Annotated in this window: 19 protein-coding genes and 1 other annotated feature; of the genes, 12 read left to right on the forward strand and 7 right to left on the reverse strand. The window is 53.3% G+C overall.

Annotation, left to right across the window (positions count from 1 at the left end; all coding sequences use genetic code 11):
• A partial coding sequence (locus RT018_RS11980) for a recombinase family protein (RefSeq protein WP_312942281.1) occupies positions 1-1,125 on the forward strand: 1,125 nt, incomplete at its 5' end.
• Positions 1,126-1,228: 103 nt separating this feature from the next.
• Here the strand turns inward: RT018_RS11980 and gyrA are convergent.
• From gyrA to dnaA, 7 genes are all read right to left on the reverse strand, one after another.
• Complete coding sequence (gyrA, locus tag RT018_RS11985; protein WP_312942282.1) at positions 1,229-3,826, reverse strand: DNA gyrase subunit A; 2,598 nt, start codon at positions 3,824-3,826, stop codon at positions 1,229-1,231.
• Between the two features lie 16 nt (positions 3,827-3,842).
• The gene (gene gyrB, locus RT018_RS11990) at positions 3,843-5,795 is read right to left on the reverse strand and encodes a DNA topoisomerase (ATP-hydrolyzing) subunit B (RefSeq protein ID WP_312942285.1); all 1,953 of its coding nucleotides are present in this window, start codon (positions 5,793-5,795) and stop codon (positions 3,843-3,845) included.
• Between the two features lie 196 nt (positions 5,796-5,991).
• Positions 5,992-6,258, reverse strand: coding sequence for an extracellular matrix regulator RemB (gene remB, locus RT018_RS11995; protein WP_312942287.1), 267 nt, complete (start codon positions 6,256-6,258; stop codon positions 5,992-5,994).
• A gap of 83 nt (positions 6,259-6,341) precedes the next feature.
• Positions 6,342-7,445 carry a DNA replication/repair protein RecF gene (gene recF / locus RT018_RS12000; RefSeq protein WP_312942289.1) on the reverse strand — a complete coding sequence of 368 codons (1,104 nt, stop codon included), beginning with the start codon at positions 7,443-7,445 and terminating at the stop codon, positions 6,342-6,344.
• Entirely contained in the window at positions 7,435-7,650 is a 216-nt protein-coding gene (locus RT018_RS12005; RefSeq protein ID WP_312942291.1) for an RNA-binding S4 domain-containing protein, read from the reverse strand. Before RT018_RS12005 ends, recF begins: the two co-directional genes overlap by 11 nt.
• Position 7,651: 1 nt before the next feature.
• Positions 7,652-8,764 carry a DNA polymerase III subunit beta gene (dnaN, locus tag RT018_RS12010; protein ID WP_312942293.1) on the reverse strand — a complete coding sequence of 371 codons (1,113 nt, stop codon included), beginning with the start codon at positions 8,762-8,764 and terminating at the stop codon, positions 7,652-7,654.
• 284 nt (positions 8,765-9,048) lie between these two features.
• Positions 9,049-10,362 carry a chromosomal replication initiator protein DnaA gene (dnaA, locus tag RT018_RS12015; protein WP_312942295.1) on the reverse strand — a complete coding sequence of 438 codons (1,314 nt, stop codon included), beginning with the start codon at positions 10,360-10,362 and terminating at the stop codon, positions 9,049-9,051.
• A gap of 381 nt (positions 10,363-10,743) precedes the next feature.
• Between dnaA and rpmH the strand changes: the two genes are divergently transcribed.
• The 11 genes from rpmH (at position 10,744) to RT018_RS12070 (ending at position 23,514) form a co-directional block, all read left to right on the forward strand.
• Positions 10,744-10,884, forward strand: a complete 141-nt coding sequence (gene rpmH, locus RT018_RS12020; RefSeq protein ID WP_293009652.1) for a 50S ribosomal protein L34 — start codon at positions 10,744-10,746, stop codon at positions 10,882-10,884.
• Between the two features lie 136 nt (positions 10,885-11,020).
• Entirely contained in the window at positions 11,021-11,368 is a 348-nt protein-coding gene (gene rnpA, locus RT018_RS12025; RefSeq protein WP_312942298.1) for a ribonuclease P protein component, read from the forward strand.
• 8 nt (positions 11,369-11,376) lie between these two features.
• The gene (gene yidD / locus RT018_RS12030; RefSeq protein WP_397360258.1) at positions 11,377-11,574 is read left to right on the forward strand and encodes a membrane protein insertion efficiency factor YidD; all 198 of its coding nucleotides are present in this window, start codon (positions 11,377-11,379) and stop codon (positions 11,572-11,574) included.
• Positions 11,575-11,608: 34 nt separating this feature from the next.
• Entirely contained in the window at positions 11,609-12,757 is a 1,149-nt protein-coding gene (gene yidC / locus RT018_RS12035) for a membrane protein insertase YidC (protein ID WP_312942301.1), read from the forward strand.
• A 12-nt stretch (positions 12,758-12,769) separates the two neighbouring features.
• Positions 12,770-13,612 carry an RNA-binding cell elongation regulator Jag/EloR gene (jag, locus tag RT018_RS12040; RefSeq protein ID WP_312942303.1) on the forward strand — a complete coding sequence of 281 codons (843 nt, stop codon included), beginning with the start codon at positions 12,770-12,772 and terminating at the stop codon, positions 13,610-13,612.
• A gap of 339 nt (positions 13,613-13,951) precedes the next feature.
• Positions 13,952-15,649: an efflux RND transporter periplasmic adaptor subunit gene (locus RT018_RS12045; RefSeq protein WP_312942304.1), complete on the forward strand. Its 1,698-nt coding sequence runs from the start codon at positions 13,952-13,954 to the stop codon at positions 15,647-15,649.
• On the forward strand, positions 15,646-16,383 hold the full coding sequence (locus RT018_RS12050) for an ABC transporter ATP-binding protein (RefSeq protein ID WP_312942306.1): 738 nt from the start codon (positions 15,646-15,648) through the stop codon (positions 16,381-16,383). The genes RT018_RS12045 and RT018_RS12050 overlap by 4 nt, the downstream gene beginning before the upstream one ends.
• On the forward strand, positions 16,380-17,579 hold the full coding sequence (locus tag RT018_RS12055) for an ABC transporter permease (RefSeq protein WP_312942307.1): 1,200 nt from the start codon (positions 16,380-16,382) through the stop codon (positions 17,577-17,579). Before RT018_RS12050 ends, RT018_RS12055 begins: the two co-directional genes overlap by 4 nt.
• 64 nt (positions 17,580-17,643) lie before the next feature.
• On the forward strand, positions 17,644-19,521 hold the full coding sequence (locus RT018_RS12060; RefSeq protein ID WP_312942308.1) for an S-layer homology domain-containing protein: 1,878 nt from the start codon (positions 17,644-17,646) through the stop codon (positions 19,519-19,521).
• A gap of 267 nt (positions 19,522-19,788) precedes the next feature.
• Positions 19,789-19,999, forward strand: a binding site (T-box leader).
• Positions 20,000-20,059: 60 nt separating this feature from the next.
• Positions 20,060-21,478 carry a glycine--tRNA ligase gene (locus tag RT018_RS12065; protein ID WP_312942310.1) on the forward strand — a complete coding sequence of 473 codons (1,419 nt, stop codon included), beginning with the start codon at positions 20,060-20,062 and terminating at the stop codon, positions 21,476-21,478.
• Positions 21,479-21,585: 107 nt separating this feature from the next.
• A complete protein-coding gene (locus tag RT018_RS12070) occupies positions 21,586-23,514 on the forward strand; it encodes an LTA synthase family protein (RefSeq protein ID WP_312942336.1) in 1,929 nt (642 codons plus the stop codon).
• The last annotated feature ends 39 nt before the right edge of the window (positions 23,515-23,553 follow it).

Consider the following 23,553-nt stretch of genomic DNA (forward strand, 5'->3'; position numbering starts at 1 on the left):
GTTCTATTTTATCATATCTGGCTACTTACCGCAGCTTTTTTTGTGCGGTGTTGCCCTAATGAGGATACTGCCCCGATTGTTCGTCGGATTTTTGCCTTGTGTGCCAGTGGATTAGGCCCCAGCAAGATTGCACGCATTCTGCGAGAGGAAAAGATTATCATGCCTGCCATGTACGAATATCAACAATCCGGGGCAATTCATAGCTATTTGAACGTGGATAAGCCATATGCATGGTCAAACCGAACAATTAGCGGAATTTTGGAACACGAGGAATACATCGGTACTACAGTAAATTGCAGAGGATACATTCCTTCTTTCAAGAGCAAGAAACAACGGAAAAATCCGCCTGAAAACTGGCTTCGATTTGAGAATACGCACGAGCCGCTCATTGACCGGGAAACATGGGATATTGTCCAACGAGTACGGAAAGGCAAGCGCAGACCCAATAAGATGGGCGAACAGGATATGCTTTCGGGTTTAGTAGAATGCGAGACTTGCGGAACGAAGCACTACCTTTGTCGTTGCGGAAGCTGGAACGAAGAACAGTATACTTACACCTGTGGAAAGTACCATGCACACAAGGACGAGTGTACTCCCCACACTATTAAGGTCATGGCACTGCACCAGATTGTGCTTTCGGAAATCCAGCGGGTAACAGCCGAAGCCAAGGAGCATACAGAGCAATTCCTTGGGCGGGCAATGGATAAGCACCAATGCCAGCTAAAACAGGAGCTTTCCGTTAAGATACGCGAACTGGAAAAGGCTCATAAACGTCTTTCAGACTTAGATAGGCTCTTGCAGAAAGCGTTTGAACAGCTGGCACTGGAAAATCTGTCTGAAACACAGTTTAAGTCTTTGACCGGAAACTATGAAACGGAAAGGCAGGAGCTTGCCCAGCGTTCTAACAAGCTGGAGCAGGAAATTCGTTCTGGAAAAGACACCATGCTCAATGCCGACCGCTTTATGACCATTGTGGACAGGTACACCGATATTCAGAAGCTGACACCTGAAATCGTACGAGAGTTCATCGAAAAAATTGTGGTGCATGAGCGTTCCGAACGCTGGAAGAAGAAAAACTATACCCAGCAGGTTGATGTCTATTTCAACTTCCTAGGCAGGGTTTAAGGCAAGAGAAAAGCCGTAGGACTTAATCATCCTACGGCAACTCTTAAAAACTGAAAACATCCTTATTGGACGGGGACATAGGCAAGCCCTTTTCTTTTAATGGTTATTCCTGCTCGGCGGAAGTCCCATCCTCTTTCAAAGATTCCTCTTCGGTAGAAGTGTTCGCTTCTTCGGAAGTCTCTGCTTCAACGGGGACGCTTTCCCCATTGGGAAGTTCACTGGCCATTTCCTCGGAAGCCTCCTCCTTGTCCGTCAGGGCAAGGGAAATCACCTGATCACCGTCTTCCTTAAAGCGCATGACGATGACGCCCTGGGTGGACCGCCCGGCAATGCGGATGCTGTCCACCGCCGTGCGGATGAGAATACCACTCTGGGTGACCAGAAGCAGATCCTCGTTTCCGTCCACCACCTTCATGCCCACCACGGGGCCGGTTTTCTCCGTCACCATGTAGTTTCGGATACCAAGACCGCCACGGTTTGTAATCCGGTAGTCCTCCACGGGAGTGCGTTTGCCATAGCCATTTTCCGTGATGGAGAGAACCGTTTTTCCCTCCAGCGCACGGGCGGCGGCGACCACATAGTCGCCCTCCCGCAGGCGGATGCCCCGGACGCCCGTGGCGTCCCGGCCCATGGCGCGTACGTCCGTCTCATCAAAGCAGACGGCCTGCCCGTCGTGAGTGGCAATCAGAATCCGCTTGGTTCCATCCGTCTCCCGGACGGTAATCAGCGCGTCTCCCTCGTCCATCCGCAGGGCGCGGATTCCGTTGTTCCGCAGATTTTTCAAGGTAGCCACCGGCAGACGCTTCACCGTGCCGTTCCGGGTCACCATGAAGAAGAATCGGCTCGTGTCCTCTAAAGACCGGGTATGGACCATGGTCTGCACCCGCTCACCCTGTTCAATCTGAAGAATGTTGATCAGGTTCGTCCCCTTGGCGGTTTTTCCCGATTCAGGAATTTGATAGCCCTTCTTTCGATAGACCTTTCCCGTATCGGTAAAGAACAGGATATAGTCGTGGGTAGAGGCGGTGAATACGTCCACCACCACGTCCTCTTCCCGGGTGGTAATGCCCTTTTTGCCCATACCGCCCTTAGACTGCGCCGTATATTCGCTGACAGGAGTCCGCTTGATATAGCCCGCCTCCGTCAAAGTGAAGACGCACTCCTCCTCTTCGATCAGGTCCTCAATGTCGATTTCGTCTTCCACATCCTGAATCTCGGTTTTGCGGTCATCGCCATATTTTTCAGCGATGGCAGTCAGTTCCTCTTTCAGCACGGCACGAATCTTTTCGTTGGAGGCAAGAAGGTCCTCATAATGCCGGATTTTTTCTTCCAGCTCCTTATACTCTGCCTCCAACTTTTCCCGGTTCAGGCCCTGGAGAGAAATCAGACGCATCTCGCAGATGGCCTGCGCCTGAACTTCGTCCAGACCGAATTTTTCCATCAGGTTTTGCTTGGCGTTGTCATAACTACTGCGAATGACCCGGATAACTTCGTCGATATGGTCCTGCGCAATGAGCAGGCCTTCCAGCAGGTGAGCGCGCTCCTGCGCTTTTTTCAGGTCGTACTGCGTCCGGCGGATAATCAAATCTTCCTGAAAACGGAGGTACTCGTCAATAATATGCCGCAGAGACAGAATTTTCGGCTGAGATTGATTATCTACCAGCGCCAGCATATTGATTGCAAAGCTGGACTGAAGCTGTGTCTGGGAAAATAGGCGATTGAGCACCACCTGTGGGTTTGCGTCCCGCTTCAGCTCGATAACAATGCGCATGCCGTTCCGGTCCGATTCGTCCCGGATGTCGGAAATGCCTTCCAGCCGCTTATCCTCTACCTGATCGGCCATGTTTTTAATCAACATCCGCTTATTGACCTGATAGGGAATTTCTGTCACCACGATACGGGTACGGTCCTTACCAAACTCCTCAAATTCTGTCCGGGCGCGGATGACCACCCGGCCACGGCCAGTAGCATAGGCAGCACGAATGCCGCTGCGCCCCATAATCATGCCCTTTGTGGGGAAATCCGGACCCTTGACATGCTGCATCAGGTCGGCAAGCTGGGCCTCTGGGTCCTCCAGCACATGGATACACGCACCGATGACCTCCCGCAAGTTGTGGGGCGGGATGTTGGTGGCCATACCCACGGCGATGCCGCTGGAGCCGTTGACCAGCAGGTTGGGAAAGCGAGAGGGGAGGACCTTGGGTTCTTTTCTCGTCTCATCAAAGTTGGGGGACCAATCCACCGTCTCTTTTTCAATATCACGAAGCATTTCTTCAGAAATTTTGGAGAGACGGGCCTCAGTGTATCGGTATGCAGCCGGGGGATCTCCGTCCACGGAACCAAAGTTTCCGTGTCCGTCCACCAGCATATAGCGCATGGAAAAGTCCTGCGCCAGGCGCACCAACGCGTCGTATACCGACGCATCTCCGTGGGGATGGTATCGGCCCAGCACGTCACCAACGGCGGTGGCGCACTTTCGGAAAGCCTTTTCAAAGGTCAGGCCGTCCTCGTACATGGCGTACAAAATTCGGCGGTGGACGGGTTTCAGTCCGTCCCGCACGTCCGGCAGCGCGCGGCCGACAATGACGCTCATAGCGTATTCGATATAGGATTTCTGCATCTCCGTGACCAGAGGGGACTGCTCAATTTTCTGGTTGGGGAACCGAATCTCCTCGGGATCGTACTGTGGTTTCTTACTCATGTTCGGTTCTCCTCCCTCAATAGTCCAGATTGACCGCGTATTTCGCGTTCTTCTCGATAAATTCCTTCCGCGGCTCCACCTTTTCACCCATCAAAATGGAGAACGTCTCGTCGGCAGCCACCGCGTCATCCAGCGTGATGCGGCGCAGCGTCCGCTTCTCCGGGTCCATAGTGGTTTCCCACAGCTCGTGGGGATTCATCTCACCAAGGCCCTTATAACGGCTGATATCCACCCTTGCGTTTGGATTGTCCTGCTTCAGCTCTGTGGAGATCACGCGGCTCTCTTCCTCGGTATAAGCCACTCGGGAGGTCTTGCCCCGGCTCAGCTTAAACAGGGGAGGGACCGCAGCGTAGACATACCCCTGCTCTACCAGCGGCCGCATAAAGCGGAAGAAGAAGGTTAAAAGCAGCGTACGAATATGGGAACCGTCCACGTCCGCATCCGCCATAATGACAATTTTGTGGTAACGCAGGCGGGAGATGTCAAATTCCTCTCCGATACCCGCGCCCAGCGCCGTAATCACGGGCTGGAGCTTATCGTTGCCATACACCTTATCGGCCCGGGCCTTTTCCACGTTCAGCATCTTGCCCCACAGTGGCAGAATTGCCTGAAAACGGGAGTCCCGCCCCTGTGTGGCGGAGCCGCCTGCGGAATCGCCCTCGACGATGTAGAGCTCGGTAAGCTCCGGGTTGGCTTCGTTGCAATCCCGCAGCTTGTCGGGCATGGCCGCGCCGCCCAGCGCCGTCTTACGCCGGATAGATTCCCGTGCTTTCCGGGCGGCTTCCCGTGCGCGATTAGCCGTGAGAGATTTATCTAGAATCATCCGACCCACTTGAGGATTCTCCTCCAGATAGGTTTCAAGCTTTGTGGAGACAATTCCGTTCACCAGCGTGCGAATTTCGCTGTTGCCAAGCTTCGCTTTCGTCTGGCCCTCAAACTGCGCGTCGGTGAGCTTTACAGAGATAATGCAAGTAAGTCCCTCTCGGCAGTCCTCGCCAGAAACCTTGTCGCCTTCTTTGAGCATACCGATTTTCTTGCCATAAGCGTTCAGCACGTTGGTAAGAGCGCGCTTGAACCCCTCTTCGTGCATACCGCCCTCCGGCGTATGAATATTGTTGGCGAAGGAAAGCATAGTTTCGTTATACCCGTCGTGATATTGCAGGGCAATTTCAGCCATCGAGTCGTCCTTGCTTCCGCACATATAAATCACTTCCGAGTGAATGGGGTCCTTGGTGCGATTCAGGAACGTAACAAACTCCCGGATGCCGCCGGCGTAATACATCTCGTCGGCCTGTTCCCGGCCCTCCCGCAGATCTGCCACCTTGATTTTTAGGCCCGCGTTTAAAAATGCCTGTTCCCGCATATGCGTATGAAGAATGTCATATTCATAATCCGTAGTGTCACGGAACATCTCCGGATCGGGCTTGAAGGTAACGGTGGTGCCGTTGTGGTCGGTGGTACCCACCACCTCCATCTTCTTGGTAATTTCACCACGGGAAAAATGCATTTCGTAAATTTTTCCGTCCCGGTGAACCTGCACCACCAGCCATTCAGACAGCGCATTTACCACGCTGGCGCCAACGCCATGCAGTCCACCAGAAACCTTATACCCCCCTCCGCCGAACTTTCCTCCGGCATGGAGCACAGTGTAAACCACTTCCAGTGCGGGCTTTCCCGTCTGGGCCTGAATGTCCACGGGGATACCCCGTCCGTTGTCCACCACCGTGATGGTCCCATCGGCGTTGATCTGCACCAGAATATCCGTGCAGTAGCCAGCAAGCGCCTCGTCGATGGCGTTGTCTACAATTTCATATACCAGATGATGAAGGCCCGAGGAGGACGTGGACCCGATATACATACCGGGCCGCTTGCGAACGGCCTCCAGTCCCTCCAGCACCTGTATTTCGGATGCGTCATATTCATTTTCCGCGCCCACCGTGGTGGGATTTAGTGTCTCATTTTCCGCCATTTGGTTTCTCCTTCCGTATAACAGGGCAAGCAGAGCCGGGTCCGCGGTTTTGCAGGCCCGCTTCTCCCTGCCCCTGCGTCCTTTTTTGCGATTTAAACCTGCTTAAAAACCGCCTCCATATCGCCATTTATTTCTTAATTCAAGGTCATTCAAAAGACCACTCCTTCATCCCTTGTATCAACCGCCGTTGAAATGCTTACAGCTCCAGCTTCAGGCTTTCCGCCCGTTTTTGCAGCGTGGCGGGTGCAAGCTGGGAAAGATATACAATTTGTGGGTGATAGGGATGATCGCACACCACAAAGGACTTTGGCAAAGCCCCGGAAACGTCCAGCACCACGCCCTCGCTCTCGGCTTTTGCAAGATATTCGCGGGTCCTTTTATCGTAGCTGCATTTGTCCAGATCAAAAATGCCCACCACCCGGTTTTCAGGAACAATTTCGTTCTGACCGATATGAAGATACAAGGTGCACCCTCCTTTTTTCCATTAAATGCTCAAAGCGCATATTTTCCTTTAAGTTTCACGTGAAACATTACGGGCGCAAGCGTTTACTTGGCCTGACCATTTGCCACATGAAACACTTTTCCCCCAAGAAGCACAGGAAGCCGGTCATCCTCGCAACAGGTGATAAACACCTGCCCGCCCGCGATGCGATTCAGCACAAATTCCTGCCGCCGGGGGTCCAACTCGGAGAGGACATCGTCCAGCAGCAGTACGGGCGCTTCACCAGAAGCATTTTTGTAAATCTCACGCTCTGCCAGCTTCAGACTCAAAGCCGCCGTACGTGTCTGCCCCTGCGAGCAATAGGTTTTTGCGTCCCGCCCGTCGATTTCCACCACAAGGTCGTCCTTGTGCGGTCCGGACAGGCACAACCGGGAGGCAAACTCCGCGCATTTATGGCTTTCCATATGGCTGCGAAGCTGTCCCGCCAAAATTGCAGGCTCCACCAAGGGATCCTGCACGGAGGAAACAGTTTTATAGGAGACGGACAGGCATTCCTTTCCGCCGGAGCAATCCGCGTGGTTCGCGGCGGCTATAGCCGCCAGCTTCTCTACAAACCGCGCCCGATAGTGAATCAGTATCGCGCCGCACTGCACCAACCGCTCATTAAATTCCGGCAGCATCTGCAAAAGGCCGGGCTGCTGTTCGCAATCCCGCAGAATCCGGGTTTTGTGGGCATATGCCCGCCGATAGGATGCAAGGGCAGAGGCATAGCGGGGCCGAAGCTGGCACAAGGCTTTATCCAAAAACCGCCGCCGCGCCGCCGCGCCGTCCCGAATCAACAGTAAATCCTCCGGACAGAAAAACACGGTTTGCAGCACACCGGAAAGCTCTCCCGCTGTTTTGGCGGGAACTTTATTGATCCAGAGCTTTCTGCGTTTTCCACGGTACAGCTCTGCCCGCAGAATAAATTCCCGCTCTCTTGAAAAAACCACTCCGGATAAAACAGCACTTTCCGCTAAAAAGTCGATCAGCTCCCGGTCGCTTTTCGCCCGGTCGGACCCGCCACAGGAAAGATATTGAACAGCCTCCAGCAGATTGGTCTTTCCCTGTGCGTTGTCTCCGAAAATTACGTTGCAATCTGGATCGAAGGACAGCTCTTGCCGGGTATAGTTGCGGAAATTCTCCAGATACAGTCCGTCAATGCGCATAAACCGGAGTACACTCCTGCTCATCCAACCGGGCCACGTCACCGGGACGCAGCTTTTTGCCCCGCTGGGTGCAGGTTTCACCGTTTACCATGACCTCTCCGCCTTGAATGCGCTCTTTGGCTTCGCCACCAGAGTAAACCAAATTTGCCAGTTTCAAAAGATCCTGAAGCTTGACATATTCCGTCGTGATCGTGACAGTTTTCATACTAGTCCTGCGCTTTCAGCCGCACAGGCAGCACCATATAAAGGAAATTCTCCTCACCTTCCGTGGGGACAATAACGGCAGGGGAAACGCCTGTGTTTAACTCGATTTTCACCGTATCGGCCGGAGCATAGCGCAAAGCCTCCATTAAATAGCGGTTGTTAAAACCGATTTCCAGCTCGCCGCCGTCGCCCGCCACGCGGCAGACGTCCTTGGCTTCACCATTTGCGGTTTTTGCAGAGAGGATCACCCGATCTTTGTCAAACAGACACCGTACCGGGCTTTTTAGCTTTTCGGAAATCACAACGCTCACTCGGTCAATGCTCTGAATTAGTTCTTTGGTGTCGGCCACGACGGAAATTGGGTTTTTCCGGGGAACAGCGCTCTTGTAGTCCAGAAAATCCCCTTCAAGACGACGGCAGATGAGCTGCGTTTCGCCAACCTCAAATAAAATATGGCGTTTTCCCAAGGTAATTGCCGCCGTATCCTCCACGTCACCGCAGATTTTTTCAATTTCATTTAAAGCAGAGCCCGGTGCAACAAAGGAAAAGTATCCGCCGTTGACCCGCTCCAACGGTTCTTTGCGGATGGCAAGTCGAAAACCGTCTACGGACACAACAGTCAGTCCGTCTTCGCTAATTTCAAACAGGGACCCGGTGTGGACTGGGCGGCTCTCATTGGTGGAGACAGCAAACAGAGTCTCCTCAATCATAGAGCGGAGGGTTTTCTGATGAATAGAGACCGAATATTCGTCTTCGACCTCCGGAAGGTCGGGATAGTCCGCGGCGCTGAGACCCATGATGTTAAAATCCGCGTCTCCGCACTGAAGGCGGACTGTCAGCCTGTCGTCAGAAGAGAAGGTGATCATGTCATCCGGCATCCGCCGGATAATGTCGCCGAACAGACGTGCGTTCAACACCAGTTCGCCAGGCTCTGTCACGTCGGCGGAAAGAATGGTACGAATTCCGGTCTGCATGTTATAGCCGGAAACTGTCACCGTTTCGCTGGCGCGAAGCAGAAGACCTTCCAGCGCGGGAATTGAGCTTTTCTGAGACACCGCGCGGGAAGCCACGGCCACTGCGCTTTGCAGCAGCGCTTTTTCACAGGAGAATTTCATAGGCTTTATTCCTTTCTGTGGAGGTTTTTCTTTTTTTGATGAAAGAGGGGAAACAAGGCGAAAGTTTGCAATTTTGCGTTCTTTTAGAAAAGAAAGATATATTTCTTAGTGATAGTCATAGTAGAGGGACAAAAACGGTGGAAAAGTGCGGAAATCCCTGACAGCACAGGAAAAGTTATTACGGACACAGGTTGGGAAAACCGGGGTGTTTTTCCACAATGGGTAGAAAGACCCCAGTTTTCCACAAAACTGTTTTCCTTTTCCACAGGAGAAGTGGGGAAAACTCAGTGCTTGGAGCTGATGTTTGTTTTGATCTCTTTCACCGCTTCGGCAAAGCCTGCGTCAGACTTCATTTGCCGCTCCACTTTCTCAATGGAATACAGCACGGTGGAGTGATCGCGGTTTCCGAAGAACTTGCCGATGTCGTCGCTGGAGAGGTTTGTCATGCTGCGGATCAGGTACATGGCAACCTGACGGGCAGCCACTGCCTCACGCACCCGCTGTTGCCCCCGAATAACTTCGGCGGCCACGCCATAATACTTGGAGACAAAATCCACGATGGATTCCGAAGTGGGAAGATTTTCACCCCTTCGGAGAATATCCTGAATGGCCCGCTTCACCAAGTCCTCATCTACGTCGTCCCCCAAAAGGTCTTTATAGGCGAGAAGCTTGTTGATGGTGCCCTCAAGCTGCCGAACGTTGGAAGTGACACGTTCGGCGATGTAAGCGGCTACCTTGTTGGGAATTTCCATGCCAAGCAAAGCGGCCTTATTTTTGATGATGGCCATGCGGGTTTCATAGTCTGGCGGAGCCACGTCCACCAAAAGCCCCCATTCAAACCGAGTGCGCAGCCGGTCCTCCAACTGCATCATTTCGGAGGGAGGACGGTCGGAGGTGAGCACGATCTGCTTTCCGGATTCGTAAAGATTATTGAAGGTGTGGAAAAATTCTTCCTGCGTTTGCTTTCGCCCGGCTATAAATTGCACGTCATCCACCAGAAACAGGTCCGCTTTGCGGTATTTCTCCCGCATTTCGGCGGTTTTACCGCCCTGAATGGCCTCCACCAGCTCGTTGGTTAAATCATCGCCCTTTACATAGGCGATTTTTGCGTTGGGGTCATCCTTTTTGATGACGTGGGCAATGGAGTAAATCAGGTGGGTCTTTCCCAGGCCGGAATCCCCGTAAATCAGCAGTGGATTGTAGTTCTTTGCCGGATGCTCCGCCACGGAGATACAGGCGGCATGTGCCAGCTTATTGCTGGAACCCACCACAAAGCGTTCAAAGGTGAATTCGTCGGAGGTAAATGCCTCCGACTTCTTTTTCTGGACGCTGCCAGAAAAAATGGCGTATTCTTCGGCGGTGAGGACAGTTACCTCAAAATCGGTGGAAAAGATATCGTGAAGCGCGGCCTTAATGTTTTTTATGAACAGGCTTTCAATGTAATTTTTCTTGAAATCGTTGGGACAGTGCAGATAAAAAACGCCGTCCCGGAGATCCACGGCTTCCAGTTCGTCAAACCAGGTGGCAATGGTCGTCTCCGAGAGGTCGCGTTTTAACTGAGTGAGGACGTTTGTCCAGACGTCGGCTACGGAATTCAAAAGTAAAGACACCTCTCTTTCCCTGCAAGCAGGGGAAATCATACACCCAATGATTATACCAAAATACGTGAAAAAAAACAACACTTATTCTAATAAATAAGAATTGAAAAAATGGGATGGAAAGGCACAATATCTGGAAAAAGCGACGATAAAAAACGGACATCTTGTGGTTTTGTCCGTCAGGTTCTCAAAAAAAGGCAATTTGGCTGAAAATTTCGGCGTTTACAAGTTTTTATTGACAGTATTTTGATTTCCATGTATACTGTTCCGTGCGCTAGATTTGCGTTTTTTAATTGTTTACTGCGCGGCGCTTGCGCCGTGTCGAGTAAGAGCTGTCTAACAGACGGCCGGAAAAGATTTCAGTACAGGAGGTGTCTCAACATGGCGACAAAACGTACCTATCAGCCCAAGAAGCGCCACGGACAGAAGGTCCACGGCTTCCGCAAGCGGATGGCCACAGCCAACGGCCGCAAGGTTCTTGCCCGCCGCCGCGCCAAGGGCCGTGCTCAGCTCAGCTACTAAGTTGCTGCGCGCGGGGTTTTTCTCGCGGAGGACCTGCTGAACAAAATAGACAGGGACGGCAGGAAATCGGTTTTCCTCCGTCCCTTATTGGCATGGTTGGCAGATCCTCGGTCATCGGAAACGAACAGGAGAATGCATGAAAAAAGCCGTTACGCTGAAAAAAAATCATGAGTTTCGCCGTCTTTATGGCAAGGGTGCTTCTGCTGCCGGAAGCGGGCTTGTGATTTACTGCCGAAAAAACCGACTGGGGCACAACCGGATGGGGGTTACCGTATCCACCAAGCTTGGAAATGCGGTGGTCCGCAACCGGGCGCGCCGCAGGCTGCGGGAAACCTATCGGCTGAATCAGCACCTGATGCGTCAGGGCTACGATTTGGTTCTGGTGGCGCGCCACCGGGCCGTCAATATGCCTTGGGAAGAGCTGAATAGCAGCTTTTTAAAGCTTTCGGGGAAGCTGGGGCTTTTGAAGGAGGCGCTTGGGTGAAACGAGTGATGTTGGCACTGGTGAGATTTTACCGAAGTGCAATCTCGCCGCTTCGCCCGCCCTGCTGCCGGTTTTACCCTACCTGCTCTCAATATGCGTTGGAAGCCATTGAAAAATATGGCGCGCTAAAGGGCGGGTATTTGGCTGTGCGCCGTGTTCTCCGCTGCAACCCATTTCACAGGGGTGGCTACGACCCCGTGCCCTGAGCGTAGCGAGATTTGTACACAAAGGAGTCTTCCAATGGGATTTTTAGGAACCATGGGATATTACGTCTGTATCCCGTTTGCCGCCCTTTTGCGGTTATTTTACAATATGACCGGCTCCTATGGTCTGTCCCTGATTTTCTTCACGCTGGTGATCAAGTTGGTGCTGCTGCCGTTCCAGATGAAGAGCAAAAAGAGTATGATCCGCATGAACCGCATGAGCGGAAAGATGAAGGAAATCCAGAAAAAATACGCCAATAACCCCGCCAAGCAGAATGAGGAAACACAGAAGATGTATGCCGAGCATGGAGTTAACCCTATGAGCGGCTGCCTGTGGAGCATGCTGCCCATGTTTTTCCTTATTGCGCTGTATGCGATTATCCGTCAGCCTATCACCCATTTCATGATGCTGGATGCAAGCGTGGTGGATTCGGCGCTGGCCGCACTGCAATCTGCCGGCGTGAATATCGCCGACATTGCCAGCACTGCCAAGGACGGAGCATTGCATGTCACCTCCTTCGGGCAGATTATGATGGTTAACGCCATCAATACCCAGCTTCCTCAATTTGCAGCCAGCACCCCCGGCTGGATCAGCGTGAATTATAGCTTCCTGGGGATGGATCTGTCGGTTCTGCCCAGCAATGTGCTAAAGACATTTGTATTTGAGTGGAGCAATATCGGCGTGATTCTGATGCCCGTGATTTCTGCGGGACTCAGCTTTTTGATGAGCATGGCGTCTATGGCGGGACAGGATAAGAGCAGCCCCGCCGCCCGGCAGATGAAAACAATGCTGTGGATGATGCCTCTGATGTCTTTGTGGATCGGCTTTACCCTGCCTGCTGCATTGTGCGTGTACTGGATTGCCCAGAGCGCTTTTTCCGCGGTGCAGGAGTGGTTTATGGGCAAGTTCTATAACCAGAAGATCGAGGAAGAGGAAAATCAGCGGCAGGAGGCCATTGAGACTGACCGTCGCCGCCGCCAAGAAGAGGCCCGGGACAAGCAGGAGGAGCTGCGCCAACAGCAGGCTCTGAAGCCGTCTTTGAAGGAAAAGCGCAAAGCCGCGCAGGTGGCGAAGAGCAACAAACCCAAGAAAGCCAGCACAAATGAAAATGGCCGCGTGGGCGACCGTCCTTATGCCCGCGGGCGCGCCTATCAGGAGAATCGGTATGATTCCAACGAGAAATAAGGAGTTTTTGCCATGAGTTATATTGACGTAACGGGCAAGACGGAGGAGGAAGCCATTGCCCGCGCGCTTTCACAGTTAAACATGGAACGGGACGACGTGTCCGTTGAGATTTTGGAACGTGCTAAAACCGGATTTCTGGGGATTGGCAGCACGCCCGCAAAGGTCCGCGTGACCTATAGCGGCGAAGAAGAAACGCCTGCTGTTTCGGAAGTTGTCCCCGCCAAACCCAAGGCGGAGAGCAAGCCCGTCGTCAGGCCCACTGCCAAACCTGTGGTGAAACCCGCACCCCGGGCGGAGAAGCCCGAGACAGAGCTTGTGAAAAAGAATCGCGAGCCTGTCGTGAAGGAAGCGGCGTCTGCGCCTGCCGAGCAGGTTTCCAAGCCCTTGGGCCAGGAGATACAAGATGAAAAGGCGGTGGCTATCCGCACGTTCCTCTCCGGACTTCTGGAAAAAATGGAAGTGGAAGCACAGATTCGCGTATACCTGCCTGAAAAGGGGCGGTATCAGGTGATTCTGGAAGGCTCCGGCATGGGGCAGATCATTGGGCGTCGGGGCGAGACGCTGGATGCGATTCAGCAGCTCACTGGTTATTGCGTGAACCGTTCCGGTACAGGCCGGGTGCGGGTTTCCGTGGATGCGGAGAACTACCGCGCCAAGCGGGAGGAGAGTCTGGACCATCTGGCCCGCAAGGTGGCTGCGAAGGTGGTTAAGTATCGCCGCAGCGTGACGCTGGAGCCTATGAACGCCTATGAACGCCATATCATTCACGCCGCTTTGCAGGATGAGCCGAACGTAGCCACCGGTTCCATTGGAAGCGACCCCAATCGGCGGGTTGTGGTGTCCTACGTGCGCTGAGGAAACGATTTGCGAACAATTCGTTGAATATCAAAAAAGAACGGCGAGGTAACTTTACCTCGCCGTTCTTTTTTGATGCCTGAAATCAGTTTCAAAAAGCGCTTTGGCACAAATTGTTTTTATAGAGAAGAAAAAATTTAGCCAAAGGACTTGACTTTTTGAAAATTTGTATTATTGTTATAATACAATAAAAATGCTGCGCTCGGGCAACAGAATAAGACGCGCTGAAGCGTTGCAAGTTTTAAGCTTTGTTCAAGGTAAATCGTGGAAAATATTTTGGTGGCACATATCACAGCACAGAGCCAAATACGAGGCTTATGTGAGGAAATGAGGGATCGTATGAAAAAGGAATTGAAGAAAAGCGAAGAGGAGCAGGGGCTGGACGGTAGTCCGGTGAAAAAAAGGGGACTTGGCATGATTGAAAAGCTGAAAGGTCTGTGGGGCCGGAAGAAACTGCGCAAGTGGCTGATTCTGGCCGTTGTGCTGGTAGTGGCGGTGTCTTTAATGCTGCGGGGTTGCAGCAAAAATAAAGATGCCGCACAGATTACTTACACGCAGGAAGCCGTGTCCTATCGCCCAATTACGCAGGCGCTCAGCGGAACGGGCACGCTCCAGCCTGCCAACTCCTATACCGTCACCACATTGAAGGAGGGAGAAATTCTATCGGCAAATTTTGAAGAAGGGGATACCGTCACCAAGGATACGGTTCTCTATGAGCTGGACAGCTCCGGCGTCAGCAGTAATTTGGAAAAGTCTCAGCTTTTGCTGAATCAGGCCCAGCGCAGCTTTGAAAAGGCGGCCTATGCGCAGTCTCCTGTGTCGGGAACCGTGGCATCTTTGGATGTAAAAACAGGCGACGTGGTGAAGGCAGGGCAGACCGTGGCTACCGTGCGGGACAATTCCGCCATGACGCTGAAGGTACATTTCGCATCAGATGATGCGAAGAGCTTTTATGTGGGGCAGAGCGCGTCCGTGGTGCTGGACGGCTCCTTTGAGACGCTTTCCGGAACAGTTACCGCGATTTCGGGAGCGGACACGGTCCTTAACGGAAACCGCATTGTGCGCAGTGTAACAGTCTCCGTGGCAAATCCGGGAGGGCTGACGGACACACAGGCGGCCACCGCCACCATTAACGGCAGCGGCTCCAGTGAAAACGCCACCTTACAGTATCGTGCGGCGGAGGATGTGGTTGCCTCCTCTGGCGGCACCGTGGCCGCCATCAATGTGAAAGAGGGAGGAACGGTGTCCGCCGGGCAGGCCATTGTAACCTTTGCCGCCAACGCAGCCAACGACTCCGTTCAGTCTGCAGAGGATAACCTGAAAAGTGCGGAGCTGAGTATGGAAACCTCTCAAAAGCAGTTGGAGGATTACACCATAAATTCCCCCATTGACGGAACCATTGTGGATAAACAAATCAAGGCCGGCGAGAAAGTGGAATCCGGAAAGACACTTTGCATTATTTATGATCTGAGTTATCTTGAAATGACGCTCAGCGTAGATGAGCTGGATATCACGCAGGTGTCCGTCGGGCAAAACGTCACCATTACGGCAGACGCTGTGGAAGGTGAGACGTTTACCGGTCAGGTGACGAAGATTTCTATGGCCGGAACCACCAACAACAGTGCCACCACCTATCCCGTCACCGTTCGCATCAATGACTACGGCAAACTGTGGCCGGGGATGAATGTGGACGCGAAAATTGTACTTGCGGAAAATGACAACGCGCTTTCCATCCCCAGTGCCGCGTTGGAGCGGGGAAATAAAGTGTTGATTACCGCCGATTCCCCCAGTGCGGTCAACGCGCTGGAGGACAAAGCACCCGAAAACTACGTCTATGTGTCTGTGAAAACAGGTGTCAGCAACGATGATTACATTGAAATTAGCTCCGGACTTCAGGATGGCGATACGGTCGCCTATTTGCCCGCTTCCAACAATTCCCCCGAAATGGATAAGATGATGGAGGATGGCGGCGGCGAAGGTGAGATGGACGGGGGGCGCGACGGTGGAGGCCCCGACGGCGGAGGACCGGTGGAATGAGCGCTCTGATTGAATTTCAAGATGTATCCAAAGTTTATGAGATGGGCGATTCGATTGTCCGGGCCGCAAATCACATTTCCATTCAAATACAAAGGGGCGAATTTGTGGCGATCGTGGGCCAGTCTGGCTCCGGAAAATCTACCTGCATGAATATTATTGGATGCTTAGACGTTCCAACCAGCGGGACTTATCTGCTGGACGACCGGGATGTAGGTTCACTGGATAAAAACCAACTGGCGGAAATTCGCAATAAAATGCTGGGCTTCATTTTTCAGCAGTACAATCTGCTTCCCAAGCTGACGCTGCTGGAAAATGTGGAAGTGCCCATGATGTATGCCGGGGTTCCCAGAAACGAACGGAGGGAAAGGGCCAGAGTGGCACTGGAAATGGTGGGACTTGAAAGCAAGATAAACCACCGGCCTGCGCAGCTTTCAGGAGGCCAGCAACAGCGGGTTTCCATTGCCCGGGCGCTGGTAGGAGAGCCTCCGGTGCTTCTGGCCGACGAACCGACCGGCGCGCTGGATTCGCGCACCGGAAGGGAAGTGCTGTCCCTTTTGCAGAAGCTTCACGCCGCCGGGAAAACAGTGGTTTTGATTACCCACGACAACTCCATCGCCGTTCAGGCCCAGCGAATTATCCGTCTGGAGGACGGACAGGTCATTTACGACGGAGATTCCCGCGCGCCGGAAGCACTGGTGTCGTCAAGCCTGGCGAGAATGGGGGATGGACAATGAAACTGACGGAAGCCTTCCAGCTCGCGGTTAAAAATATCAAGGGAAACAAGATGCGCACCTTTTTGACCATGCTGGGAATTATCATCGGCATTGCGGCGGTAATTGTAATTGTTGGCCTTGGAAACGGTTTGGAAAAGTACATGCGCGACCAATTTGCCGACATGGGCACTAATATCGTGTCGGTGTCCATTATGGGGCGGGGCAGCTCCCGAAGTGTGTCTGAGGCACAGATGTATGAGCTGGTAGAGGAAAATTCCGACTATTTTGAACAGATTTCCCCTATGGTCAGTCTGTCCGACGGCGTTAAAATTGGAACGGAAACTTCAAAGCTTACCACGGTCACGGGGGTCAGCGAGGGATATTTCAAGATGAAGGGCTATACGGTTTCTTCCGGTCGGGGCCTTCAGTATGTGGATATTGAAAAGCGACGAAATGTCTGCGTAGTGGGGAATTACCTCAACAGCACGTATTACGATGGCAACGCCGTGGGCCAGACGATCCGCTTAAACGGAAGAAACTTTTTGATTATAGGAGTCATGACACAGAAAACCAGTGGTGAGATGAAGAAGGGGGAAACGGACGACTGCGTCTTTCTGCCGTATTCCACTGCGGCACGCATGTCCTATAACGGTACGATCAACAGCTATTCGCTTACCGTGGTGGACGAGACGCAGGTTGCGATGAGTGTTTCCATTATTGAGAAATATCTCTATGATATTTTTTCAGATGAAGACGCGTATAGGGTGATCAGCATGGCCCAAATGCTGGAATCGATGAATGCCCAACTCAACGTCATGATTGGAATTCTGGCGGGAATTGCGGCGATTTCTCTGGTGGTGGGCGGCATCGGCATTATGAACATCATGCTGGTGTCCGTTACAGAGCGGACGCGGGAAATTGGCATTCGTAAGGCGCTGGGTGCAAAAGAGCGGTCTATCATGCAGCAGTTCGTGATGGAGGCCGCCACCACCTCTGCGCTGGGCGGCTTGCTGGGCATCACTGTGGGATATGGGCTTACTTCCGTCGCCACCGTCATCATGACGGCACTGATTCAGGATAACATGACGGTCAGTCCATCCATTGGTGCAGTGATGAGGGCATTTGGAATTTCCACATTTATCGGCATCGTGTTTGGGTATTTGCCGGCAAAAAAAGCGGCGCGATTGAATCCCATTGATGCGCTGCATTATGATTGACAGGGGTGCGGTACGCCAAAAGGTCGCGTTGTGCCTGCTGCGCTTAGAAAGGAAAAAACAACCTATGAAAAAACGAATTCTATGCCTTTTAATGGCGGTATTCCTGCTCCCCGGTCTGATTGCGATCCCTGCTGGAGCAGCCGTTTTGGAAAACAGCGGCGAAGTCCAAACCATTCGGGCGCTGGGGATTATGACGGGGGATTCCGCCGGAAATTTGAATCTGGGGGGATTTGTCACCCGCGCACAATTTGCGAAAATGCTGGTAAACGCTTCTTCGTATAAGGACAGCGTGGGGGATGGAGAGGGTGTTTCGCTCTTTAAAGATGTGAACAGCACCCACTGGGCTTCTCAGTATATTAAAATTGCTGTCAACGAGGGGTGGATGACGGGATATACCGACGGCACCTTCCGGCCCAGCCAGAGCATTACGCTGGAGCAGGCATGTGCCACTGTGCTGCGCCTTTTGGGATACGACTCCTCGGCGCTGGCGGGATCCTTTCCCTCCGCGCAGTTGAGCAAGGCCAGCTCGCTGGGACTGCGGGATCAGATTTCCATTGGGAAGGGCGCGTACATGACGCGGTCCGATTGCGTGTACCTGTTCTATAATGCCCTGACGGCGCAGACCAACGATGCAAAGATTTACGCCGTCACGCTGGGTTATACTGTCACCAATGGCAACGTGGACTATGCCGCAGTGGTTTCCGCCAATCTGAGCGGGCCCTACGTGGCAACAAGCGGCGGGAATTTGCTGGAACTGCCCTTTGCCTCTTCCGCGGCCTCTGTGTACCGCAATGGCGCCACGTCTTCTATGTCCGCCGTGCAACAGTACGATGTCTATTATTATAACGCGGGGATGCAGACGGTGTGGATTTATACCGATCGGGCAGGCGGCACCATTACCGCCCTGCTGCCCAGCGCAGCTGCGCCCACCTCGGTTACCGTTGGTACGAAGACCTATCCCGTCGGAAACGCCACGGCGGCTTATAAACTGTCGTCTATGGGTGGATTCAAGGTGGGAGACACCGCTCTGCTTCTGCTGGGGATGAACGGCGAAGTAGTGGATGTGGTCAATGGCAGCGTAGCCAACACGGTTTATTACGGCGTGGTAACCGCCGTGGCCGACGCATCTTCTTCCGGATCCACCGCAGCAACTGAGGTCCGCGTAAGCGTGGCCTGCACCGACGGCGTGGTTCATACCTTTTCCGTCGGCAAGCGGGGCGCCTATACAGTGGGAAGTCTGGTTTCTGCCAGCATGACGGACAGCGGCGCTTCCGTCACCCAGCTGACCCCCAAGGCCCTCAGCGGGGCAATAAATCGGGAAGGAACCAAGCTGGGAGACAAACTTTTTGCAGGAGATGTGCAGATTTTGGATACCGCCTCCAACGGTGCGTGGGCAAAAATCTATCCCAGCCGTCTTGCGGGCTATACGCTTTCGACCGATAATATCCGCTACTACGTCACCAATACAAGTGGCGAAATTACCCACCTGCTTTTGGACGACGTCACGGGTGATACCTGGTCTTACTATTATCTGACATCCGTGCCGAAAATAAGCGACGGCACGCTCAGCGGCAGTTATTCCGGACTGAAGGACGGTGCCACCGTCACACTTAACAACAACGGGAAAACGTTTGGTGTGGAAGCCGGAGGTGTGGGCGTTCAGTTTAACAGCGACGGTGAAATCAAAAGTATGCGTACGCTTCAGTCCGTGATTCTGAATAGTCTCAGCTCCGTCAGCGCTATGGGCGGCAATACGACCTATACGCTGAACAGCGGGGTGCAGGTTTATCTGCGCAAAAGGGATGCAAACTTTGTTTTGAATTACTATCAAGTGGACCTGGGCTCCATCAATTCGTCGGATTATAAACTGACCGGCTGGGTTGATAACTTCGGTTCTACCGCCGGAAAACAGGTCCGGGTAATTATTGCGGAGGAAACGTGATTTCTTAAAGAATGTTTCCAGTTCCACAGAAAAAGCGGCGGATCAATTTCCTCGCTTTAAGAAAACTTGAATAATCAAAACGCCTCGTCTCTAACGCCGTTTGGAGGCGAGGCGTTTTGATTTCTTATTACCTTGAGTGTTGGCGCCATCAAGCGTTATCTGCGGCTGTGTGGAATGCAGCACAAGGCGGCATGTTTAATTGACATGGGCCTTCGGAAAGCAACTTGACATTTTGGGGAAAAGGTGATAGAGTAGGCCACGATATTTCAAGAGGCTGTGAAAGGGAGTAGTATCCCCTGTTTCCGGGCGAAGAGAGAGGACGTTTTGGTGCAAGTCCTTACCGGAAGGGAGAGAAGGCGCCCCCGAGCCGTGCATTTGAGCGAAAGCAGGATGCGCCGGTCCCCGCCGTTACCGGGTCAGAGTGCGCGCTTCTTGGCGCGAATTCAGGTGGCACCGCGGACAATTGTTCGCCCTGAGCTTTGCTCGGGGCGTTTTTTAATTTTAGACGTGTTTACCGGAGGAAAGGAAGAGGGAGATTATGAATAACACCGAAAAGACCATGGAAAAAATTGTGGCTCTGTGCAAGAGCCGGGGCTTTGTGTTTCCTGGAAGCGAGATTTACGGAGGTCTGGCCAATAGCTGGGACTACGGCCCTTTGGGCGTGGAAATGAAGAACAACGTCAAGCGCGCGTGGTGGAAAAAGTTTGTTCAGGAGAATCCCTACAACGTGGGATTGGACGCCGCCATTTTGATGAATCCCCAGGTGTGGGTGGCCTCCGGCCACGTGGCCACCTTTAACGACCCACTCATCGACTGCCGCGCCTGCAAGATGCGCCACCGGGCCGACAAGCTGGTGGAGGCGTATAATCAGGAAAACAACATCCCCAACGTGAATGTGGAGTCTATGGACGGTGAGGCGCTGGTTTCCTATATCCGGGAAAAGCAGATTCCCTGCCCCGGCTGCGGCAAATCCGACTTTACCGACATCCGCAAATTCAACCTGATGTTTAAAACTCATCAGGGCGTGACGGAGGGAAGTGCCAACGAGGTGTACCTCCGGCCTGAAACGGCGCAGGGTATTTTTGTGAATTTTGCAAATATACAAAGAACTACCCGCCGCAAGCTGCCGTTTGGTGTGTGTCAGGTGGGCAAGTCCTTCCGCAATGAGATTACACCGGGCAACTTTATCTTCCGCATTCGGGAATTTGAGCAGATGGAGCTTGAATTTTTCTGCAAGCCGGACACGGATTTGGAGTGGTTCGCATACTGGCGCAACTATTGCCATGAGTGGCTGAAGGGCCTGAACGTGAAGGACGACAACCTGCGCCTTCGGGACCACGAGAAGGAGGAGCTGAGCTTCTATTCTAAGGCCACCACGGACTTTGAGTATAAATTCCCCTTTGGCTGGGGTGAGCTGTGGGGCGTGGCCGACCGGACGAACTATGATCTCTCTCAGCATCAGGAGCACTCCGGTCAGGACCTGACCTATTTCGATCAGGAGGCAGGAGAGCACTATGTCCCCTACGTCATCGAGCCGTCTCTGGGCGCAGACCGCATGACCCTCGCCCTGCTGGTGGAGGCCTATGACGAGGAAGTGGTGGACGCAGAGAAGAACGACACCCGCGTGGTGATGCGCTTCCATCCCGCCATCGCGCCGTTCAAGGTGGCGGTGCTGCCTTTGAGCAAAAAGCTGGGCGACAAGGCCCGGGAGATTCAGCAGATGCTTGCCGCCGACTGGATGGTGGACTTTGACGAGACCGGCTCTATCGGAAAGCGTTATCGCCGGGAGGATGAGATCGGCACACCCTATTGTGTCACCGTGGACTTTGACACCGTGGGCGACGACGAAAAGGCCGGAGATCACTGCGTCACCGTCCGGGACCGGGACACCATGGAGCAGGTGCGCTTGCCCATTGATGGACTGAAACAGTATCTGGCGGAGAAACTGGCTTACTAAGGCTTTGCGCTTCTTTCTGCGCACAGTGCCCTGAAAAAGCGAAAGGCGGGACACGGAGACTGCCGTGTCCCGTTTTCTCCTGAAAGCGAGGAAGTACATTGAAGCAGATGCTTTTAAAAATCGGAAAGTCCGCGCTGGTGCTGCTGGAGGCGCTGGCGCTTGGCGGAGCGGTGGCCTTTGCTATCCAGTGGATTACGCTGGGGGACGCGCAGGCTGCGCTGGACTGGTGCCTTGGGGCACTGCCGCCTTTTTGCCTGACGGCGGTGTTTTACGGCGGCGGCGCGCTGCTTATAGGTCTTTTGACCGGGCGGCTTTGGGTCGGGGCGCTGGCCTCTTCCACCGTGGGAGTGACGCTGGCGCTGGTGAGCTATTTTAAACTCGCCATCAATGGAACGCCGCTGGAGGTCGAGGATTTTGGCATGATCGGCCAGTTGGACCAGGTGATGGGCGTAGCGGGCGATTTAAACATTCCCGGCCATGGATGGGCCGCCATGGGAATGCTGGTGCTGGTGACGTTGTTTTTGTTTCTCCTTGGCAAAAAGCTCACCCTTGGCAGCGGGCGCATCCGGTTTGTGCTGGCTACGGCGGTGGTGTCTCTCGGGCTTGGGTTGGTGATGGGCCCCGGCGGGTCTGCGCTGGGACGGGCCTTTTCCGTGAATACGCAGGATCGCATGATGTCCGCCATTTCATACCGGGACTATGGGTTGACCGTGGGCCTTTGGCGTGATCTGTGTTTGCTGGCAAGCCGGGAACCAGAGGGGTATGGACCGGAGTATATGCAGCATGTGGTGGAAAAGCTGGACGAGCTTTTAAGAGTTTCCTGTATTCCCGAACCCACTAGGGTGCAGCCCAATGTGATTTTCATACTCTCCGAGTCGTTTTATGATATGACCCGCCTGCCGGGGCTGACCCTTTCCGGCGACCCTGCGGAAAACTTTCACCGACTGAGTGGGGAGGGAATTTCCGGGCGGTTTTATTCCAGCTATCTGGGCTATGGCACTGGCTACATCGAGCAGTCCATTTTTACTGGCCTGACGGGGAAAGATCTAAAGCCGGGAACCAACCTTTCTTTCCGGGACGATGGGGATTACAGCCTGCTGGACTCTGTGGCAACGTCCTTTCAGTCGGCCGGCTATGAAACGGAGATGCTTCACTCCTACAACAACAGTCTTTATAACCGCACGGTGACCTATCCCAAAATGGGATTTAATCGTCTGCTGTTTTCTGCTGAAATGCAAGCGCTGGATTTGAATATTCAGGGAAATCCCTATGCCGGTGGTTACTATCTTAGTGACCATGTGTTTACGCAAGCGCTTCTCAACCGGCTGGACGCCGCCAATGAAGAAGGAAAAAAGGCGTTTCTCTTCGGTATTTCCATGGAGAATCACCAGCCCTTTAATCCCGAAAAATTTGGTTACAAGTGTCAGTTGGAAGTTTCCAGCGACCAGTTGAGTGAAGAAAATCTGGCGATTACACGGGTAATGCTGGAGGGGCTGATCCGGGCGGATCAGGCGCTGGCCGAGCTGACCGACGCACTGAGAGAACGGGAAGAGCCTACGGTGGTGGTCTTTTTCGGCGACCACCGGCCCAACCTGTTTATGACCGACGGAGGCACGGTTTACAGCCATCTGGGCCTTTGCGAAAGCAACGACTGCTCCCGCTGGAGTATTGACCAGGTGGCAGACCTGTACTCCACCGATTATCTCATCTGGGCTAACGATGCAGCGCTTTTGAAGCAGTCCGCCGGGACAAGGCAGGACACAGGGCTTATGGCGCTTGGTCCGGCAGTGCTGGACGCGGCAAATATGCCCCGCACACGCTATTGGGCCATGCAAGAGCGGCTGTCGAAGGCGCTGCTGGTGAATACGGATTTGTACTGTGTCACCGCGCAAGGCGCTCCCTATTGGAATACGTCCGACGCGCCGCTGAGCGATGAGGATCGGGAGCTGATGGAGCTGCGCAGCGCCATTATCTACGATATCTATTATGGCCAGCGCTATTCCATCGCTGCCATGAACCGGCTTGCGGGAAGCTGATTAAAACAAAGGACCGTCACGCGTTTACTGCGCGTGACG

The organism is Oscillibacter sp. (assembly GCF_032060045.1).
Classification (GTDB): Bacteria; Bacillota; Clostridia; order Oscillospirales; family Oscillospiraceae; genus Oscillibacter.

What these genes read in the sequence shown, in the direction of transcription:
- yidC (WP_312942301.1), top strand. Translation starts at nt 11,609, where the DNA reads ATGGGATTTTTAGGAACCATGGGATATTACGTCTGTATCCCGTTTGCC.
- RT018_RS12045 (WP_312942304.1), top strand. Translation starts at nt 13,952, where the DNA reads ATGAAAAAGGAATTGAAGAAAAGCGAAGAGGAGCAGGGGCTGGACGGT.
- gyrA (WP_312942282.1), bottom strand. Translation starts at nt 3,826, where the DNA reads ATGAGTAAGAAACCACAGTACGATCCCGAGGAGATTCGGTTCCCCAAC.
- rpmH (WP_293009652.1), top strand. Translation starts at nt 10,744, where the DNA reads ATGGCGACAAAACGTACCTATCAGCCCAAGAAGCGCCACGGACAGAAG.
- RT018_RS12065 (WP_312942310.1), top strand. Translation starts at nt 20,060, where the DNA reads ATGAATAACACCGAAAAGACCATGGAAAAAATTGTGGCTCTGTGCAAG.
- RT018_RS12060 (WP_312942308.1), top strand. Translation starts at nt 17,644, where the DNA reads ATGAAAAAACGAATTCTATGCCTTTTAATGGCGGTATTCCTGCTCCCC.
- jag (WP_312942303.1), top strand. Translation starts at nt 12,770, where the DNA reads ATGAGTTATATTGACGTAACGGGCAAGACGGAGGAGGAAGCCATTGCC.
- gyrB (WP_312942285.1), bottom strand. Translation starts at nt 5,795, where the DNA reads ATGGCGGAAAATGAGACACTAAATCCCACCACGGTGGGCGCGGAAAAT.
- RT018_RS12005 (WP_312942291.1), bottom strand. Translation starts at nt 7,650, where the DNA reads ATGAAAACTGTCACGATCACGACGGAATATGTCAAGCTTCAGGATCTT.
- yidD (WP_397360258.1), top strand. Translation starts at nt 11,377, where the DNA reads ATGTTGGCACTGGTGAGATTTTACCGAAGTGCAATCTCGCCGCTTCGC.
- dnaN (WP_312942293.1), bottom strand. Translation starts at nt 8,764, where the DNA reads ATGAAATTCTCCTGTGAAAAAGCGCTGCTGCAAAGCGCAGTGGCCGTG.
- RT018_RS12070 (WP_312942336.1), top strand. Translation starts at nt 21,586, where the DNA reads ATGCTTTTAAAAATCGGAAAGTCCGCGCTGGTGCTGCTGGAGGCGCTG.
- recF (WP_312942289.1), bottom strand. Translation starts at nt 7,445, where the DNA reads ATGCGCATTGACGGACTGTATCTGGAGAATTTCCGCAACTATACCCGG.
- rnpA (WP_312942298.1), top strand. Translation starts at nt 11,021, where the DNA reads ATGAAAAAAGCCGTTACGCTGAAAAAAAATCATGAGTTTCGCCGTCTT.
- RT018_RS12055 (WP_312942307.1), top strand. Translation starts at nt 16,380, where the DNA reads ATGAAACTGACGGAAGCCTTCCAGCTCGCGGTTAAAAATATCAAGGGA.
- RT018_RS12050 (WP_312942306.1), top strand. Translation starts at nt 15,646, where the DNA reads ATGAGCGCTCTGATTGAATTTCAAGATGTATCCAAAGTTTATGAGATG.